Consider the following 15328-nt stretch of genomic DNA (forward strand, 5'->3'; position numbering starts at 1 on the left):
ATGAACCACACCGCCATTGCCCGTAGCTGGGTCGAGCACGCCAACGGGCACCGCGACTTCCCGCTGCAGAACCTGCCCCTGGGCATCTTCAGCCGTCCAGGGCAGGCGCCACGTTGCGGCGTGGCCATCGGCGACGCGATCCTCGATCTCGAGGCCGTGCTGGCCGCCGGGCTGTTCGATGGTGCGGCCAAGGCTGCCGTCGAGGCCACCGTCGGTGGCGCGCTGAATGCCTTCTTCGCCCTTGGCCGTTCGGCCCGCGTCGCCCTGCGCGAGCGCCTGCTAGTACTGCTGGGCGAGGGCAGCGAGCACCAGGCCGCGCTGAAGGCCGCCCTGTACCCGGCCAGCGAGTGCCAACTGCACCTGCCGGCGAAGATCGGTGACTACACCGACTTCTACGTGGGCATCGAGCACGCCAAGAACGTCGGCAAGCTGTTCCGCCCGGACAACCCGCTGCTGCCCAACTACAAGCATGTGCCGATCGGCTACCACGGCCGCGCCTCGACCATTCGCCCGTCCGGTACCGATGTGCGCCGCCCCAAGGGCCAGACCCTGCCGGCGGGCCAGAGCGAGCCGAACTTCGGCCCCTGCGCGCGCCTGGACTATGAACTGGAACTGGGCATCTGGATCGGCCAGGGCAACGAGATGGGCCAGTCGATCCCGGTGGGCGACGCCGCCGAGCACGTGGCCGGCTTCTGCCTGCTCAACGACTGGTCGGCACGGGATATCCAGGCCTGGGAATACCAGCCGCTGGGTCCGTTCCTGTCCAAGAGCTTCATCACCACCGTCTCGCCCTGGGTAGTCACCGCCGAGGCCCTGGAGCCGTTCCGCTGCGCCCAGCCGGCCCGTCCGGAAGGCGATCCGCAGCCGTTGCCGTACCTGCTGGACAAGCGCGACCAGGCCGGTGGCGCCTTCGACATCGAACTGGAAGTGCTGCTGCTGACCGCGCGCATGCGCGAGCAGAACCTGCCGGCCCATCGCCTGACCCTGAGCAACACCCGCAGCATGTACTGGACCGTGGCGCAGATGGTCGCCCACCACAGCGTCAACGGTTGCCAGCTGCAACCGGGCGACCTGTTCGGTTCGGGCACCCTGTCGGGCGCCGCGCCGGGCTCGTTCGGCAGCCTGCTGGAGATCACCGAGGGCGGCAAGCACCCGGTGGAGCTGGCCAGCGGCGAGGTGCGCAAGTTCCTCGAGGACGGCGACGAGATCATCCTGCGCGCCCGTTGCGTGCGCGATGGCGTGGCCAGCATCGGCTTCGGCGAGTGCCGCGGCACCATCGTCGCGGCCAACTGAGGGGCAGGCGATGGAACTGTTCAGCTACTACCGCTCCACCTCGTCGTATCGGGTGCGCATTGCCCTGGCGCTCAAGGGCCTGGACTATCAGGCCGAGCCTGTGAACCTGCTCAAGGGCGAGCAGCGTGGCGCGGACTACCTGGCGCTCAACCCCCAGGGCCGGGTGCCAGCGCTGCGCCTGGAGAGCGGCGAGCTGCTGGTGCAGTCGCCGGCGATCATCGAGTACCTGGAGGAAGCCTTCCCGGAAACACCACTGCTGCCCCGGGCGCACGAAGCCCGGGCCAAGGTGCGCGGCGTGGCGGCGATCATTGGTTGCGATATCCATCCGTTGCACAACGTCAGCGTGCTCAACCAGCTGCGCCAATTGGGTCATGACGAGGCCCAGGTCAACCAGTGGATTGGCCACTGGATCAGCCAGGGGCTGGCGGCGATCGAGCAGCTGATCGGTGATGACGGCTTCTGTTTCGGCACTGTGCCGGGGCTGGCCGACGTCTACCTGATCCCGCAGTTGTACGCGGCCGAGCGCTTCAACATCGACCTCGGTGGCTACCCGCGCATTCGCCGCGTGGCCGCCTTGGCCGAGCAGCACCCGGCCTTCCAGAAGGCCCACCCGGCGAGGCAGCCCGACACCCCCGACTGACCACAAGCTCATTGTGTTGGCTGGGACACTGTGGGAGCGGGTTTACCCGCGAATGCAAGGGTGAGGCCACCGACGCTTTCGCGGGTAAACCCGCTCCCACAGGTACTGCTGCAGCCCGCAGGAGCAAGCTCCTGCAACGACCATCGCGACCCATGGCATAACAACAAAAGACAGGTACCTTGCGATGCACAACCAGATAGCCAGCTTTCGCGCGGCGCTCGACGCGCGCCCGGTGTCACCCTACCAGTGGCGCCTGCTGCTGCTGTTGATCCTGCTGTTGGTCACCGATGGTTACGACGCCCAGGTGTTGGGCTATGTGATCCCCGCCCTGGCGCAGGACTGGGGGTTGGAAAAGGCAGCCTTCGGGCCGGTGTTCAGTGCCAACCTGCTGGGGCTGACGGTGGGGTCGCTGGTGGTGACTCCGCTGGCCGACCGCTTCGGCGTGCGCCGCGTGCTGCTGTGTTGCGTGCTGTTGTACGCCAGCCTGACGGTGCTGATGGTGTTTGCCTCCTCGCTCGACAGCCTGATGCTGGCGCGCTTTCTGTGCGGCATCGGCATGGGCGGCGCCATGCCCAGCGCCATGGCGCTGATGGCCGACTATGCGCCGCCACGCCTGCGCACGCTGATGGTGACCCTGGCGGCCTGCGGCTTCTCCCTGGGTGGGGCGGCAGGTGGCTTCGTCGCCGCAGGTTTCATCGATCACTACGGCTGGCAGGCGGTGTTCCTCGCCGGTGGCGTGGCGCCGCTGCTGCTGTTTCCGTTCCTGGCGCTGTTCCTGCCCGAATCGCTGCCGCGCCTGCTGCGCGACGACCCGCCCTATGCGCGGCTGCAACGGGTAACTGCCCGCCTGCTGCCCGGCTGGCAGGTGCCGACCGCCCAGTTTGCGGCGGATGAACCCGGCAACAGCAAGTTCACCGTGGCGGCCCTGTTCCGTGAGGGCTTTGCCCGGCCGACCCTGCTGTTGTGGAGCACCTTCTTCGTCAGCCTGATCCTGCTGTACTTCATGATCAGCTGGCTGCCTTCGCTGTTGCAGGAAAGCGGGCTGGCGTTGAACCAGGCCAACCTGGTCACCTCGCTGTTCCTGTTTGCCGGCACCTTCGGCGCGGTGTGCCTGGCCTGGTGCGCCGACCGCATGAAGAACAAGGCCTACCTGTTGGCCTGCGTGCTGCTGGGCGCGGCATTGTTCAGCGTGCTGGTGGGCCTGAACCATGACGACCCGCGTTGGCTGGTGCCCAGTGTGTTCGCGGCGGGCTTCTGCATCATCGGTGGGCAGCTGACACTCAATGCCTTCGTCAGTAATTTCTATCCGGCCCAGGTACGTGCCACCGGCACCGGCTGGGCACTGGGCGTCGGGCGCTTCGGTTCGATCCTGGGACCGTTGCTGGGCAGCCTGCTGTTGACCCTGCATATGCCGGTGGAACAGATTTTCTTCTTCTGCGCCATCCCGGCATTGCTGGGCGCGCTGCTGATCAGCCAGGTACGTGTGCCACGGCCGCGGGAGCCGCTGGCCAAGGCGCAGGTGTCAATGGATTGAGCGTTTGTCGCTGGGCAACTGGCCGAGGCGCTCGCTGAGCTTCAGGCGTTGCACAGGGTCGTCGCTGAGCAGCAGGGCATGCTCCAGGTCGAAGCGCTCGGCCTGGGGGCAGTCCAGGTGCTGGTACAGCGTGGCTCGGGCCAGGTAGTCGCCGACCTGAGCCGGGCCCAGTTGCATCACCCGCTCGGCATCGATCAGCGCGGCGAGGTCGTTGTCGTTGCTGCCGTGCAGCTGGCGCAGGTTGCGCGACAAACGCTGGAGCATCTGCATCGGCGAGGCGCCGCGCAGGTGTTCGGCGCTCAGCGTGGCCTGGGGGCCGAACTGACGGGCGAGCAGTTCCCGGCAGTCGTTGGGGTAGAGTCGACGGCCACCACAAGGGTCGAGCAGATGATCGGCGCCAGGCACGCGCAGCAGGAAATGTCCGGGAAAGTTGACCCCTTCGAGCGGGATCGACAGGCGCCGGGCCAGCTCCAGGGCGAGGATGGCCAGCAGCAGTGGCTGGCCACGGCGGCGTTGCAGCACCTTGTCCATCAGCGCCGCCTGTGGCCGCAGCGGGTGATACTCGTCCTGTTGGAAACCCAACGCATTGAGTTGACGCAGCAGGGGCTGGGCCAATTCATTGACGGGCAGCATCGGCAGGCAGGTGCTGACTTCCCGCTGCAACTCCTGCAGTCGGGCAAGGCAGGTCGCGGGCTCGACCGTGCGATCATGCTCGACGGCGATCCACAGAGTGGCTTCCAGCAGGGCGACCGGCTCGCGCTCCAGGCAGGCCAGGCAGGCTTGGCGTGGGTTCATGGGACCTCTCCATCACGCTTAACTTGTAGCCCTGGCGCAGGTTTTCGTCCAGTGGTCCGCCCGCGTAGTGTCGGGCCTTGACCTGCCTATACTGGTAGGAGCACCTCTCGGGGGAGCCCGTCGATGTTCGCGCTCATGCAAAGCACCCGTACTCAGTCGCTGCACCTGTTCATCGACCCGCCCACCGGCCTGAAGGCCGTGGTGGTGATCCACAGCGAGCAGCTGGGGCCGGCAATTGGCGGTTGCCGCTATCTGCCCTATGCCGATGACGAAAGCGCCATGACCGATGCCATCCACCTGGCCCAGGGCATGAGCTACAAGGCCGCCCTGGCGGGGCTGCCGATGGGCGGCGGCAAGGCAGTGATCGTGCGCAACCCACATGTGGAAAACCGCGCCGCGCTGTTCGAGGCCTTCGGTCGCTTCGTCGACACGCTGCAGGGGCGTTTCATCACTGCCGTGGACAGCGGCACGTCAACCCTGGACATGGATTGCATTGCCCAATCCACTCCCCATGTCACCAGCACCACGGCCTCGGGCGACCCCTCACCCCACGCGGCCATGGGCGTGTTCGCCGGTATTCGCGCCACCTCCATGGCACGCCTGGGCAGCGACAACCTGGAAGGCTTGCGGGTGGCGGTGCAAGGGCTGGGCAATGTGGGGTATGCGTTGGCCGAACAGCTGCATGCGGCGGGCGCCGAGCTGTTGGTCAGTGATCTGGACCCGGGAAAGGTGCGGCTGGCGGTGGAGCAGTTCGGCGCTCATCCGGTGGCCAACGATGCGTTGATCAGCACGCCGTGCGATATCTTCGCGCCCTGCGGGGTGGGGCCGGTGCTCACCGGTCAGAGCGTGATGCAGTTGCGTTGCGCGGCGGTGGCCGGTTCGGCCAACAACCAGCTGACCACTTTGCAGGTGGCCGATCAGCTGGAAACCCGGGGGATTCTGTATGCGCCGGACTATGTGATCAACGCTGGTGGGCTGATCTACGTGGTGCTCAAGCATCGAGGCGAGGACCTGGGCACCATCACCGCGCACCTGGCGCGGATTCCGACAAGGCTGACCGATGTGTTCGCCCATGCCCAGGCGGAGAAGCGATCGCCGGCGCGGGTCGCGCAGATGCTGGCGGAGCGGCTGCTGTACGGCTGAAGATGGGTGTCGGCCCCTTCGCGGGCAAGCCCGCTCCCACAGGTACCAGCGCCGAGACTACTCGACTTGGCCAGCTTCGAGCAGTTCGGCCAGCGCATCGGGTTGGTTCTTGAACGCCCGGGCGAACACATCGCGATGCTTGGCCATGTAGATGCCGGCTTCCTCGACCTGCTGCTCGCTCAGTGACGGCACCGCCTTGTGCAGCACCTCGGCCAGGCGCTCGGCCAGTTCGAGCATCTTGTCGTGACGGTCTGCTTCGGCCTTATCCATGAACAAGCGCTCCGGGTCGCGGCTGCTGCGGTACACCACTTCGACGGCCATTCATCACCTCTATGCCTTTTTGCTGGTTGGGTTGCTGGTTAACTGTATTTTTATACAGTGCATGGGCGCGCCACCGACCTGCAAGCTCGATGATGGCCTTGTGCGCAGAAAAACAGCGTAGCCCACAGGTGCCCTGCGGCAATCGACCGCCTTCCAAGACAAGGGCCAAGGCCCGTTAACTGCATGGCACAGCTGTCACAGGCGTGACGCACCATCCTTAAGGTCGTATCGGGGAATCGAACATCGTGAACATCAAATGGGCAGACAGACTGCGCAAGGGCCTGCACGGCTCCGCCGACTCGCTGGGCAACCTGTGCGTGGAGGCATTCCACTACCTGGCGCTGTTCGGCATTGGCGCGATCACCGCCTATGCGGCGGTAGTGACGTTCCTGGACATGCTGAGCAAGGGTGGGGTCAGCGTCGATGACATCCTGCTGCTGTTCATCTACCTGGAGCTGGGGGCGATGGTGGGGATCTACTTCAAGACCAACCACATGCCCATCCGCTTCCTGCTGTACGTGGCGATCACCGCGCTGACGCGCCTGCTGATCGGCGACGTATCGCACCACAAGGCGCCGGATGTCGGCCTGTTGTACCTGTGCGGCGGCATCCTGCTGCTGGCGTTCGCCATCCTCGTGGTGCGCTACGCGTCGTACCGCTACCCCTCGACCCGGGTGCTCGATGCCAACGGCAAGGAAGTGGACGAGGGCAAGTAGCCTTCAGTTGGCCAGGGTGCTCGCCGGCAGGTGATGGCTACGGGTGAGCGCGGCGAGCACTTGCAATGGATTCTGGCCGAGCTCGATGGCCAGACCCAGGCGGATGCTGTCGATGACCCGCTGCAGGCGCACCGGGTCGTTGCGCTGGGCCTGACTGATCAGGCGCTTGGCGACCACGCCGCTGTCATCGGAAAGGGTCAGCATGATGCTGCCATCCAGGCGCTCGATGCTCAGGTTGACCCGGTACTCCGGCGCGAAGGCGGCGCTGATGCGATCGAAGGGGTTGCTCATGGTCGGGCTCTGCAATGAATGGCTGCAGAGGTTGACCGGGGCGGGGCACGTTTGGTTCAGGCCCGTTGATCGGCACAAGTGAAAACGCCCGGCGCAAGGCCGGGCGTTTTCGTTCGAGCGTCAGGCTTCTGGATCGCTCACTTCCAGGGCGCCACGCTTGCTGCGCAGCTTGCCGTAGAAGTGTTCCAGTGCGTGATTGAGCTTGCTGGCGGCGCCATCGACGGCTTGATCCAGCGATGCGGCGGTGTGGGTCACGGAAATCGGTTGGTGGCCTTTTGGGCGAGCCTCCATCTGGCAGCGTTTGTCGTGCGGTCCGGGCTTGGCGCCGTTGTCGTCGCGCAAGTGGACTTCGATGCGGGTGAGGTCGTCCTCGAAGCGTTCGAGGCTACTGTGCAGCGTGCTGCGGACCCACTCGTTCAAGCGGACGTTGCCTTCGATCTGGTTGCTGCTGTTGACCTGGATTTGCATGATTCAATCCTTATTCAGCTTGCTCGCAGAAGGCGCGCCCAGGTCACTGAGGACGTTGGGTTTTTTGCGCCTCTTGACTCTAAGGTCAGGCATCCGCGCAATGAATTCAACCCCCTTTCGAAGAAAAATTTCCTGTTGCAAAAAGCCCGGCGCTGGCCGGGCTTTTCTTGTCGTCGGTCAGAACTCGACCGAGGTCTGCAGGTATAGAGTACGGGGTTCGCCCACGTACTTGCCCTTGTTGTTGTCGTCGAACGAGCGGGTGTAGTACTCGCGGTTGAACAGGTTCTTCACCCCCACCGCCACCTTGAGGTTCGAAAGCGTAGGCCCGAAGTCGTAGCCGGCGCGGGTGCTGACCAGCATGTAGCCGGGGATGCGCCCGGTGCTGCCGTCGGCGCTCTCGCGGCTGGTGTTGGCGTTGTCGGCGTACTGGCTGCTCTGGAAGCTGCTGTCCAGGTTCAACTGCCACGGGCCCTGGGTGTAGCCCACGCCAAGCGTGCCTTTGTGGCGGGACGAGAACGGTACCTGGTTGCCCTTGTTCGGCCCGTCTTCGCGAATGCTGGCGTCGACGAAGGCGTAGCCGGCGTGCACGTCGAACCCGGCCAGCGCCGGGCTGAGGCCGTCGAGGGCGTAGCGCAGGCTGGTCTCGATGCCCTGGTGGCGGGTTTCGCCGCGGGCGATCACCGAGTCGTTGGTCTGGTTGCTTTCGTACTGGTTGTCGAAGTTGATCAGAAATGCGCCGATTTCCGCCTGCAGGTCGCCATTGTCGTAGCGCGTGCCGACTTCCCAGGTGCGTGCCTTCTCCGGTTTCACCTCGCCGCTGCTGACCCGGTTGGGCATCTGGCTGTACTGCACGCTGCCGAACGAGCCTTCGGTGTTGGCGTAGAGGTTCCAGTTGTCGGTCAGGTGGTACATCACGTTGAGCGCCGGCAGCGCGGTGTTGTAGCTGCCCTGGTAGCGCTGGCCGCTGAGCTTGTTGCTCTGCTCGGAATCGATCATTTCGTAGCGGATGCCCGGGGTGATGGTCCAGCGCCCGATGTCGATGCGATCGTCCAGGTAGATCGCGTGGGCTTCGGTGCCGCCACGGGTATCGCGGTCGTTGCGGCTGGCGCTGCTTGGCAGGCGGTTGGCGTTGCTCGGCTCGCGGTAGCGCAGTTCGTGGCCAGCTTCGTTGACGTAGCGGTAGCCGATGCCCAGTTCGTGCCAGCTGTCGCCCAGGGCGACGCCTTGGGAGAGGCGGGTCTCGATGCCGCGCACCCAGTATTCGCGCGGTGACAGCGAGACGAAGCTGCCCTGGTCGAGGTAACCGCTGCGCAGGGTCTTGGTGAAGAAGCTGTTGACGCTGAACTGGCGGTCGTCCTGCTTGTAGTCGTAGCCGAAGTTGAACAGCGTGCGGCGGCCCCAGAACTTGTCCTTGAGGCGGGTCGACTGGTACGGATCGGCGTCGAAGTCGGCGCTGCTCAGGCCACCGGGCATCTGCGCCTCGCCCTCGTAGTACTGGGCCATGGCGTGCAGGCTGTTGGCCTCGTCGAGCTGCAGCTTGCCCTTGAGCATCAGGTCGTCGATCTGCGTGTCGCTGTGCTCGCGCCAGTCGCCGCCACGCGTGCCGGAGTAGAGCAGCGCGCCGCCCAGGCCGTTGGCGTTGGTGCCGCCGACCAGCAGGTTGGCGCTGTTCTTGAAGCCATCGTGGCTGGACGACGGGCTGACCTGGTTCTGCATCGCCGCCTTGAACGTCGCTTGCTCGGGAATGGCGCGGGTCACGAAGTTGACGATGCCGCCGACGTTCTGCGGGCCGTAGCGCACCGCGCCGCCACCGCGCACCACGTCCACCGCGTCCATGTTGCCCAGGCTGATCGGCGCCAGCGACAGCTGCGGCTGGCCGTAGGGCGCGAAGGGCACCGGGATGCCGTCCATCAGCACGGTGGAGCGCGACGCCAGGCGCGGGTTGAGCCCGCGAATGCCGAAGTTCAGCGCCAAGTCGTGGCTGCCGGTGCCGTTGTTCTCCGGGGCGTTGACGCCGGGGATGCGGTTGAGCACTTCGCGGGCGCTGCTGGCGCCGCTGCGTTCGAACTCCTCGCGGCGCACCACGTCGCGGGCGCCGGGGTGTTCGAAGACGTTGTCCTGGCGCGCGTCGGCCAGCCAGTCGCCGACCACGGTCGAGGCGCCCAGCTCCACGGCCGCTTCCTGGCCGGTGGCCTGCACCGGTTGCAGGCTGTAGGCGTTGTCGGTCTCCCGGCGCGCCTGCAGGCCGCTGCCGCGCAACAGCGTGTCGAGGCCTTGGCCGACCTCGTACTGGCCCTCAAGGCCAGGGCTGTTCAGGCCTTGGGTCAGTGCCGGGCTGAACGAGATCAGCGCGCCGCTTTCGCGGCCGAACTGGGTCAGGGCCTGTTCCAGGGTGCCGGAGGTGATGTGGTAATCGCGGGATTCGCCGGCCAGGGCGAACGGCGCGGCGAGGATCAGGGCGTAGGCGAGGGGGCTGGGGCGCAGGGGCATGTGGCGAAGGTCCTGTGACGAGAGGGTTCTGCTTTCTCTGTCACGCGAGGTTCGGGAAATGGCTCAGGTGGATGAAAAAAAATTGATCGCGCCCCGGTCGGCGGCGGCTCAGCCGGTGGCGGCTTCCACGCTGACCCAGTAGCGGGTGAAGCGCCGTACCCGGACGGGCAATGCCACCTCCAGCATGTCCAGGATGCGTTCGCCGTCCTGCAACGGATACGAGCCGGAAATCCGCAGGTCGGCCACCCGTTCGCTGCAACCGAGCTGCCCGAGCCGGTAGCGCGACAGTTCGGCGAGAAAGTCCGTCAGGCGCATCTGCGACACCACCAGCATGCCGTCGACCCAGGCCCCGCGGTTCGGGTCCAGCGGCGCGACCGCCTGCCAGCCATCCGCGGCGAAGCGCGCCTGGTGGCCGGCCAGCAACGCCGTGCCCGCCACGCTGGCACTGCCGCTGAATACCGACACCAGGCTGAAACCGTCGAACTGGCGTACGTCGAAGCGACCGCTGTCCAGGCGCAGCTCGCCCTGGGCCGTGTGCAGGCGCAACGGTCGCGGGTCGCTGTTCACCTCCAGCAGCAGCTCGCCCTCCAGCAGCCGCACCCGGCGTTGTTCGCTGTCGAAGCGCACATCGGCGGCGCTGCGGGTGTTCAGGTGCAGTTGGCTGCCGTCATCGAGCGCCAGATGCCGCCGTTGTCCCACCGGGCTGCGGTAGTCGGCCAGCAGCCCCGGCACTGGATTGTGCCCGTGCAGGCCCAGCCCGGTGGCGCTGGCCAGCCCTGCCAGCAGCAGTGCCTTGAGCGCTCGGCGCCGGGCCGGGGAGGGCGGTGCCTCGAGGGTCGCATGAACCACGGGCGAGGCCACCCCGCGCAGACGTTGGTTGACCTGCTGGATATGCGCCCAGGCCCGCTGGTGCTCGCTGTCGGCCAGCAACCAGCGTTCCAGGGCCTGCTGCTGGTCGAAGCCGGCGCTCTGCGATTCGATCAGCCAATGCACCGCCTGCTCGGCGATATGTGGGGCGAACGCGCTGTTCACAGGGCGAAGTAGCAGCGCAGGGCTGCCTTGTGCAGGTAGCGCTTGACCGTCGTCAGCGAGATGTCCAGCTCACGGGCGATCTCGCCCTGGCCCAGGCCATCGACCTGGGCCAGCAGGAAGGCGCGCTTGACCAGCGGCGGCAGGCCATCGAGCAGACGGTCGAGCTCGAGCAGGGTGTCGAAGATGATCGCCTTCTGCTCTTCGCTGGGCGCCACTTGCTCGGGGAGTTGTGCCAGGGCCTCAAGGTAGGCGCGCTCCAGTTCCAGGCGGCGGAAGTGGTTGCACAGCACGCGCTTGGCCACGGTGGTGAGGAAGGCGCGGGGTTCGACCAGTTGCGGTGCTTCGCGCGCCTGGAGCAGGCGCACATAGGTGTCCTGGGCCAGATCGGCGGCGCTTTGCGGGCAGCCCAGGCGCCGCCGCAGCCAACCGGTCAGCCAGCTGTGATGGGCGATGTAGAGGCCTTCGACGGTGGAAGAGAGGGCGCTGGGCACCGATGCGACTCCGGCGCCAGGTGGCGCAACTGGAAGTAAGAATTGTTCGCATTGTATTCATCCGTCCGGCGTTCGGCAATCGATGCCGATATCCGGGCGTTCACGGCGCGATGGTTCAGCCTGGCAACTCGTCTCTGATGTTTTGCCTGTGAGAATTAAAATCATTACTATTGCAGCCCCGCCCCTCGGACCCTCGCCATGAACAGCAAAGCCGCCGGCATCCCCTTGAGCTACCGCCTGGCCGTGACCTCGCGCAGTCTGGCCGCGTTGCTGGGCGGCTACCTGCTGGCGTCCATGGCCAGCATCGCCATCGCCCTGCTCGCGCCCATGGCCCAGGTCGATGCCGCGCTGACCGGCATGATGCTGTCGTTCGTGGTCTATCTGCTGGCCTTTCTCTGGTGCTTCGCCTGCCGCAGCGCCTGGCGGGCCTGGTTCGGCGTGCTGCTGCCGAGCCTGGCGCTGGGATTGATCAATGGCCTGGCCTATTGGATGAAACAGCCATGAAAGAGGGCTTGCGCCAGGCCATGGCCTGGCTACACACCTGGACCGGCCTGATCTTCGGCTGGCTGCTGTTCGCCATTTTCCTCACCGGAACGCTGTCGTACTTCAAGGACGAGATCAGCCACTGGACCCAGCCCGAGGTCCAGTTTCACCCCTTGGACCCGGTGGCCAGCCTCGGCATGGCCCAGCGCTATCTCGAAGCCAACGCCGGCCATGCCAGCACCTGGTTCATTCGCCTGCCCAGCGAGCGCGATGCCGCGCTTGGCGTCACCTGGCGCGACCCCAACGGCGTCGGTCGCGCGGCTTTCACCAACAAGGCGCTGGACGCGCGCAGCGGCGAGGCGGTCGAGGCGCGTGACACGCGCGGTGGCGAGTTCTTCTACCGCTTCCACTTCCAGCTGCAGATGCCCCATCCATGGGGGCGCTGGCTGTCGACTTTCTGCGCCTTCATCATGCTGCTGGGGCTGGTCACCGGGATCATCACCCACAAGAAGATCTTCAAGGAGTTCTTCACCTTCCGCCCCGGCAAGGGCCAGCGTTCCTGGCTCGACGGGCACAACGCCATCGGTGTGCTGGTGCTGCCGTTCCACCTGATGATCAGCTACAGCAGCCTGGTGATCTTCATGTACATGGTCATGCCGGCCGGCATCCTGGCCAGCTACGGTGACAGCGACGGTTACTTCAACGACCTGTTCGGGCGTGACGAGGTGGTCAGCGCCGCCGCCCAGCCGGCGCCGCTGGTGCCGTTGACCGAGTTGTACGCCAAGGTCCAGGCGCATGCGCCGGGGGCGCGGATGGGCTTCATCCAGGTGCTGAACCCCGGTGATCGCAATGCCCGGGTCAACTTCTCCTGGACGCCCGCAGACAGCGTCGCCTATTCGCGCAGCGCCACCTGGACCTTCGACGGCAGCAGCGGCGCACTGCTTCAGCAAGGTACGCCGGAAAGCGCGGCGATGAAGACCTCCTTCACCCTGGTCGGCCTGCACATGGGCAACTTCGCCGGGCCCTGGCTGCGCTGGCTGTACTTCGTGTTCGGCGTGGCCGGCACGGCGGTGATCGGCACCGGCCTGGTGATGTGGCTGAGCAAGCGCCAGCTCAAGCATGCCAAGAGCGCGCGCATGCCCGGCGAGCTGCGCCTTGTCGAAGTGCTGAACATCGCCGGCATGAGCGGCCTGCTGCTGGGCGTGGCGGCGTTCTTCTGGGCCAATCGCCTGCTGCCGGTGGGCCTGGAGGGGCGCGCCGACTGGGAAATCGATGCGTTCTTCCTGGCCTGGGGGCTGTCGTTGCTGCACGCCATGTTGCGGCCGGGGCGTCGCGCCTGGGGCGAGCAGTTGCTGCTGGGCGCGCTGGCGTTCGCCTTGCTGCCGCTGCTCAATGCCCTGACCACCGGCAAGGGCCTGGACCATTCCATCGCCACGGGCGACTGGGTCATGGCCGGGTTCGACCTCACCGCGCTGGCGACCGGGCTGTTCCTGGCCTGGGCGGCTGGCAAGATGCTACGCGCGCCCAAGCCTGCGCCCAAGCGTGCGCCGCGCGCGGCGAAAACCGTGGAGGCGAGCTGATGCTGGCGATCGCCCTGATCGGCTTCGCCGGTTTCGCCGGCCTGTGCCTGGCCATGGACAAGCATTTCAGCGACCTGCTCGGACGCAAGCCCACGGCGTTCCAGCTGCGCGCCCTGCGCCTGGGCGGCTGGGCGTTGCTGCTGCTGTCGGTGGTCCTGGCCGTGCATTGGCGTGGTTGGGCCTTGGGCCTGGTGGAGTGGATCGCGGTGCTGATGGCCGGGGTGACGCTATGGGTCTTCGCGCTGCCCTATCAACCGCGCCTGCTGCTTGGCCTGGCAGCGGCCAGCCTGGTGCTCGGGCCGCTGCTGGCCGTGCTGGCGGTATAGGGCGGTGAGCGAGCCGGGCGCCGACAACGGCAGTGGCCGGGCGCGTTTTCTCCAGGTGTTCCTCGCCCAGCGCGCGCGCATGGAGGCGCTGGTCAGCCGGCGCATCGGCTGCCGCGCCACGGCCTCGGACCTGGTCCAGGACCTGTTCCTGCGGTTCTGGCGTCGCCCCGAGGTGCAGGTCGAGGCGCTCGATACCTACCTGTTGCGCAGTGCCAGCAACCTGGCCATCGACCATCTGCGCAGCGAAGGCACGCGGGATCGCGCCACCGAGGGCCTGCACAACGCTGATGATCCGGCGTGCGCCCCGGCACCCGAACAGGCCCTGGAAGTCGACCACGACCTGCAGCGCATCGAGGCGGCCCTGCGCGCCTTACCCGAGCGTACCCGGCAGATCTTCCTGCTCAACCGCATCCATGGCTGTACCTACGGTGAGATCGCCAAGGCCATGCAGCTGTCCCAGAGCGCAGTGGAAAAGCATATGATGCGCGCCCTCGAAGCGTGCAAGGCGAGCGTCGCCGAACCCGCATCCCCACTGCGCCGGCCAGGGAGCGCCCGTCGATGAATGTTGAACAGCCGATCAGCGCCGAACAGTCCCAGGCGGCCCTGCGCTGGCTGGGGCGTATCCAGCAGCAGCCGGCGCAGGCGCAAGGTGCGGCGTTCAAGCGCTGGTTGCTGGAGCACCCGGCCCATCGCCAGGCCTATGCCGAGGCCCAGGCGCTGTGGCGGCTGAGCGAAGTACCGGCGGCGCGGCTGGCGCTCGAGGAACGGGACAGCCTGCAGCAGTACCTCGAGGCGATGAACCGACCATCCCGCCGACGCCCCTGGCGCGGCCTGGCGGTCGCGGCCTGCCTGGTGCTGGCGCTGGGTTGTGCGGCGGGCTGGCAACCACAGTCCTGGCTGCAGGACCTGCGCGCCGACTACACCAGCGGCGAGCGAGTGCGCCAGGTGACCCTGGCGGATCGTTCGCAGCTCACGCTGGACGCCGGCAGCGCCGTGGTGGTGGATTTCGACCATGGCGAGCGGCGCGTGCGGCTACTGCGGGGCGCAGCGTTCTTCGAAGTGACCCATACCGGCCAGCCGTTCATGGTCGAGGCCAATGGCGGCGAGGTGCGCGTGCTGGGTACCCAGTTCGAAGTTCGCGACCAGAATCAGGGCGCTCTGGTCACGGTGCGCAGCGGGAGGGTGGCGGTCACGGCGGGGCCGGGCCAGATGCCCCGGGAGCTGACGGCCAACCAGCAACTGGCCTATGCCGCGGGCGAGGCCGGCGCCGTCGAGGTCGCGGACAGCGAAAGCCGCCTGGCCTGGCGCCAGGGTTGGCTGAACTACTACCAAGTACCGCTGGGGCAGGTGGTCGAGGACCTCGGGCGCTATTACCCCGGGCGGATCCTGCTGCTCGACGGTGATCTGGCGCAGCGTAAGGTCAGTGGCAGTTTCCCGCTGGAAGAGCCGCTGGCGGCGCTGGACTCGCTGGGCAAGGTCATGGGCTTTTCGCGGCAGACACTGCTGGGGCGACTGACCGTATTGCGTTGACCTGTGCCGACGCCATCGCGGGGCAAGTCGCATCGGCGTACCGCCGCTCCCACGAGCCAGACACAAGCTGCGTGGGAGCGGGTTTACCCGCGATGGCGTCGGTACGGCAAAAAAAATCCGATCAGGCGATGAGGTATCCCACCGCGGCATACGTGTAGTGAGTGGAAGTGCGATTCATTCGCAAACGATCATCCC

At 66.6% G+C, this 15328-nt stretch carries 17 protein-coding genes; 10 read left to right on the forward strand and 7 right to left on the reverse strand.

Annotated features, from left to right (window positions below):
- The 3 genes from fahA to ACYUME_RS04505 all read left to right on the forward strand — a co-directional run bounded on the left by fahA (position 1) and on the right by ACYUME_RS04505 (position 3467).
- On the forward strand, positions 1–1293 hold the full coding sequence (gene fahA / locus ACYUME_RS04495; RefSeq protein WP_460418172.1) for a fumarylacetoacetase: 1293 nt from the start codon (positions 1–3) through the stop codon (positions 1291–1293).
- A 10-nt stretch (positions 1294–1303) separates the two neighbouring features.
- Positions 1304–1933 carry a maleylacetoacetate isomerase gene (gene maiA, locus ACYUME_RS04500; RefSeq protein WP_460418173.1) on the forward strand — a complete coding sequence of 210 codons (630 nt, stop codon included), beginning with the start codon at positions 1304–1306 and terminating at the stop codon, positions 1931–1933.
- A 184-nt stretch (positions 1934–2117) separates the two neighbouring features.
- Positions 2118–3467, forward strand: coding sequence for an MFS transporter (locus ACYUME_RS04505; RefSeq protein WP_279882901.1), 1350 nt, complete (start codon positions 2118–2120; stop codon positions 3465–3467).
- On the opposite strand, the gene ACYUME_RS04510 is transcribed toward ACYUME_RS04505, so the two are convergent.
- Positions 3456–4262 (reverse strand): SirB1 family protein, encoded by an 807-nt coding sequence (locus tag ACYUME_RS04510; RefSeq protein ID WP_279882902.1) that lies wholly within the window; start codon positions 4260–4262, stop codon positions 3456–3458. The genes ACYUME_RS04505 and ACYUME_RS04510 overlap by 12 nt on opposite strands.
- Positions 4263–4385: 123 nt before the next feature.
- On the opposite strand from ACYUME_RS04510, the gene ACYUME_RS04515 reads away from it, so the two are divergent.
- Positions 4386–5405: a Leu/Phe/Val dehydrogenase gene (locus tag ACYUME_RS04515; RefSeq protein ID WP_279882905.1), complete on the forward strand. Its 1020-nt coding sequence runs from the start codon at positions 4386–4388 to the stop codon at positions 5403–5405.
- Between the two features lie 57 nt (positions 5406–5462).
- On the opposite strand, the gene ACYUME_RS04520 is transcribed toward ACYUME_RS04515, so the two are convergent.
- Entirely contained in the window at positions 5463–5726 is a 264-nt protein-coding gene (locus ACYUME_RS04520; RefSeq protein ID WP_460418174.1) for a YebG family protein, read from the reverse strand.
- Positions 5727–5971: 245 nt separating this feature from the next.
- Here ACYUME_RS04520 and ACYUME_RS04525 point away from each other — a divergent pair, with 245 nt between their 5' ends.
- A complete protein-coding gene (locus tag ACYUME_RS04525; protein WP_279882909.1) occupies positions 5972–6442 on the forward strand; it encodes a phosphate-starvation-inducible protein PsiE in 471 nt (156 codons plus the stop codon).
- Between the two features lie 3 nt (positions 6443–6445).
- Here ACYUME_RS04525 and ACYUME_RS04530 read toward each other — a convergent pair whose 3' ends face one another.
- The 5 genes from ACYUME_RS04530 to ACYUME_RS04550 form a co-directional block, all read right to left on the reverse strand.
- Entirely contained in the window at positions 6446–6733 is a 288-nt protein-coding gene (locus ACYUME_RS04530; protein ID WP_279882911.1) for a DUF3509 domain-containing protein, read from the reverse strand.
- A gap of 120 nt (positions 6734–6853) precedes the next feature.
- Positions 6854–7201, reverse strand: coding sequence for an HPF/RaiA family ribosome-associated protein (locus ACYUME_RS04535; protein WP_279882913.1), 348 nt, complete (start codon positions 7199–7201; stop codon positions 6854–6856).
- A gap of 177 nt (positions 7202–7378) precedes the next feature.
- Positions 7379–9691 carry a TonB-dependent Fe(3+) dicitrate receptor FecA gene (fecA, locus tag ACYUME_RS04540; protein WP_460418175.1) on the reverse strand — a complete coding sequence of 771 codons (2313 nt, stop codon included), beginning with the start codon at positions 9689–9691 and terminating at the stop codon, positions 7379–7381.
- Positions 9692–9799: 108 nt separating this feature from the next.
- A complete protein-coding gene (locus ACYUME_RS04545; protein WP_460418176.1) occupies positions 9800–10723 on the reverse strand; it encodes a FecR domain-containing protein in 924 nt (307 codons plus the stop codon).
- Positions 10720–11214, reverse strand: coding sequence for a sigma-70 family RNA polymerase sigma factor (locus tag ACYUME_RS04550; RefSeq protein ID WP_460418177.1), 495 nt, complete (start codon positions 11212–11214; stop codon positions 10720–10722). The genes ACYUME_RS04545 and ACYUME_RS04550 overlap by 4 nt, the downstream gene beginning before the upstream one ends.
- Before the next feature lie 198 nt (positions 11215–11412).
- Here ACYUME_RS04550 and ACYUME_RS04555 point away from each other — a divergent pair, with 198 nt between their 5' ends.
- The 5 genes from ACYUME_RS04555 to ACYUME_RS04575 are packed head-to-tail and all read left to right on the forward strand — an operon-like array spanning position 11413 to position 15133.
- A complete protein-coding gene (locus tag ACYUME_RS04555) occupies positions 11413–11718 on the forward strand; it encodes a DUF3649 domain-containing protein (RefSeq protein WP_460418178.1) in 306 nt (101 codons plus the stop codon).
- A complete protein-coding gene (locus ACYUME_RS04560; protein WP_460418179.1) occupies positions 11715–13277 on the forward strand; it encodes a PepSY-associated TM helix domain-containing protein in 1563 nt (520 codons plus the stop codon). Before ACYUME_RS04555 ends, ACYUME_RS04560 begins: the two co-directional genes overlap by 4 nt.
- On the forward strand, positions 13277–13603 hold the full coding sequence (locus tag ACYUME_RS04565; protein WP_279882925.1) for a DUF3325 domain-containing protein: 327 nt from the start codon (positions 13277–13279) through the stop codon (positions 13601–13603). Before ACYUME_RS04560 ends, ACYUME_RS04565 begins: the two co-directional genes overlap by 1 nt.
- A gap of 4 nt (positions 13604–13607) precedes the next feature.
- Positions 13608–14165 (forward strand): RNA polymerase sigma factor, encoded by a 558-nt coding sequence (locus tag ACYUME_RS04570; RefSeq protein WP_279882927.1) that lies wholly within the window; start codon positions 13608–13610, stop codon positions 14163–14165.
- A complete protein-coding gene (locus ACYUME_RS04575) occupies positions 14162–15133 on the forward strand; it encodes a FecR family protein (protein WP_279882929.1) in 972 nt (323 codons plus the stop codon). The genes ACYUME_RS04570 and ACYUME_RS04575 overlap by 4 nt, the downstream gene beginning before the upstream one ends.
- Positions 15134–15328 lie beyond the last annotated feature (195 nt).

The sequence above is a fragment of the Pseudomonas sp. microsymbiont 2 genome, assembly GCF_054788395.1.

Bases quoted from the DNA above. Each gene is read 5' to 3' on its own strand.
- fahA (WP_460418172.1), top strand. From the start codon at position 1: ATGAACCACACCGCCATTGCCCGTAGCTGGGTCGAGCACGCCAACGGG.
- maiA (WP_460418173.1), top strand. From the start codon at position 1,304: ATGGAACTGTTCAGCTACTACCGCTCCACCTCGTCGTATCGGGTGCGC.
- ACYUME_RS04505 (WP_279882901.1), top strand. From the start codon at position 2,118: ATGCACAACCAGATAGCCAGCTTTCGCGCGGCGCTCGACGCGCGCCCG.
- ACYUME_RS04510 (WP_279882902.1), bottom strand. From the start codon at position 4,262: ATGAACCCACGCCAAGCCTGCCTGGCCTGCCTGGAGCGCGAGCCGGTC.
- ACYUME_RS04515 (WP_279882905.1), top strand. From the start codon at position 4,386: ATGTTCGCGCTCATGCAAAGCACCCGTACTCAGTCGCTGCACCTGTTC.
- ACYUME_RS04520 (WP_460418174.1), bottom strand. From the start codon at position 5,726: ATGGCCGTCGAAGTGGTGTACCGCAGCAGCCGCGACCCGGAGCGCTTG.
- ACYUME_RS04530 (WP_279882911.1), bottom strand. From the start codon at position 6,733: ATGAGCAACCCCTTCGATCGCATCAGCGCCGCCTTCGCGCCGGAGTAC.
- ACYUME_RS04535 (WP_279882913.1), bottom strand. From the start codon at position 7,201: ATGCAAATCCAGGTCAACAGCAGCAACCAGATCGAAGGCAACGTCCGC.
- fecA (WP_460418175.1), bottom strand. From the start codon at position 9,691: ATGCCCCTGCGCCCCAGCCCCCTCGCCTACGCCCTGATCCTCGCCGCG.
- ACYUME_RS04555 (WP_460418178.1), top strand. From the start codon at position 11,413: ATGAACAGCAAAGCCGCCGGCATCCCCTTGAGCTACCGCCTGGCCGTG.
- ACYUME_RS04560 (WP_460418179.1), top strand. From the start codon at position 11,715: ATGAAAGAGGGCTTGCGCCAGGCCATGGCCTGGCTACACACCTGGACC.
- ACYUME_RS04565 (WP_279882925.1), top strand. From the start codon at position 13,277: ATGCTGGCGATCGCCCTGATCGGCTTCGCCGGTTTCGCCGGCCTGTGC.
- ACYUME_RS04575 (WP_279882929.1), top strand. From the start codon at position 14,162: ATGAATGTTGAACAGCCGATCAGCGCCGAACAGTCCCAGGCGGCCCTG.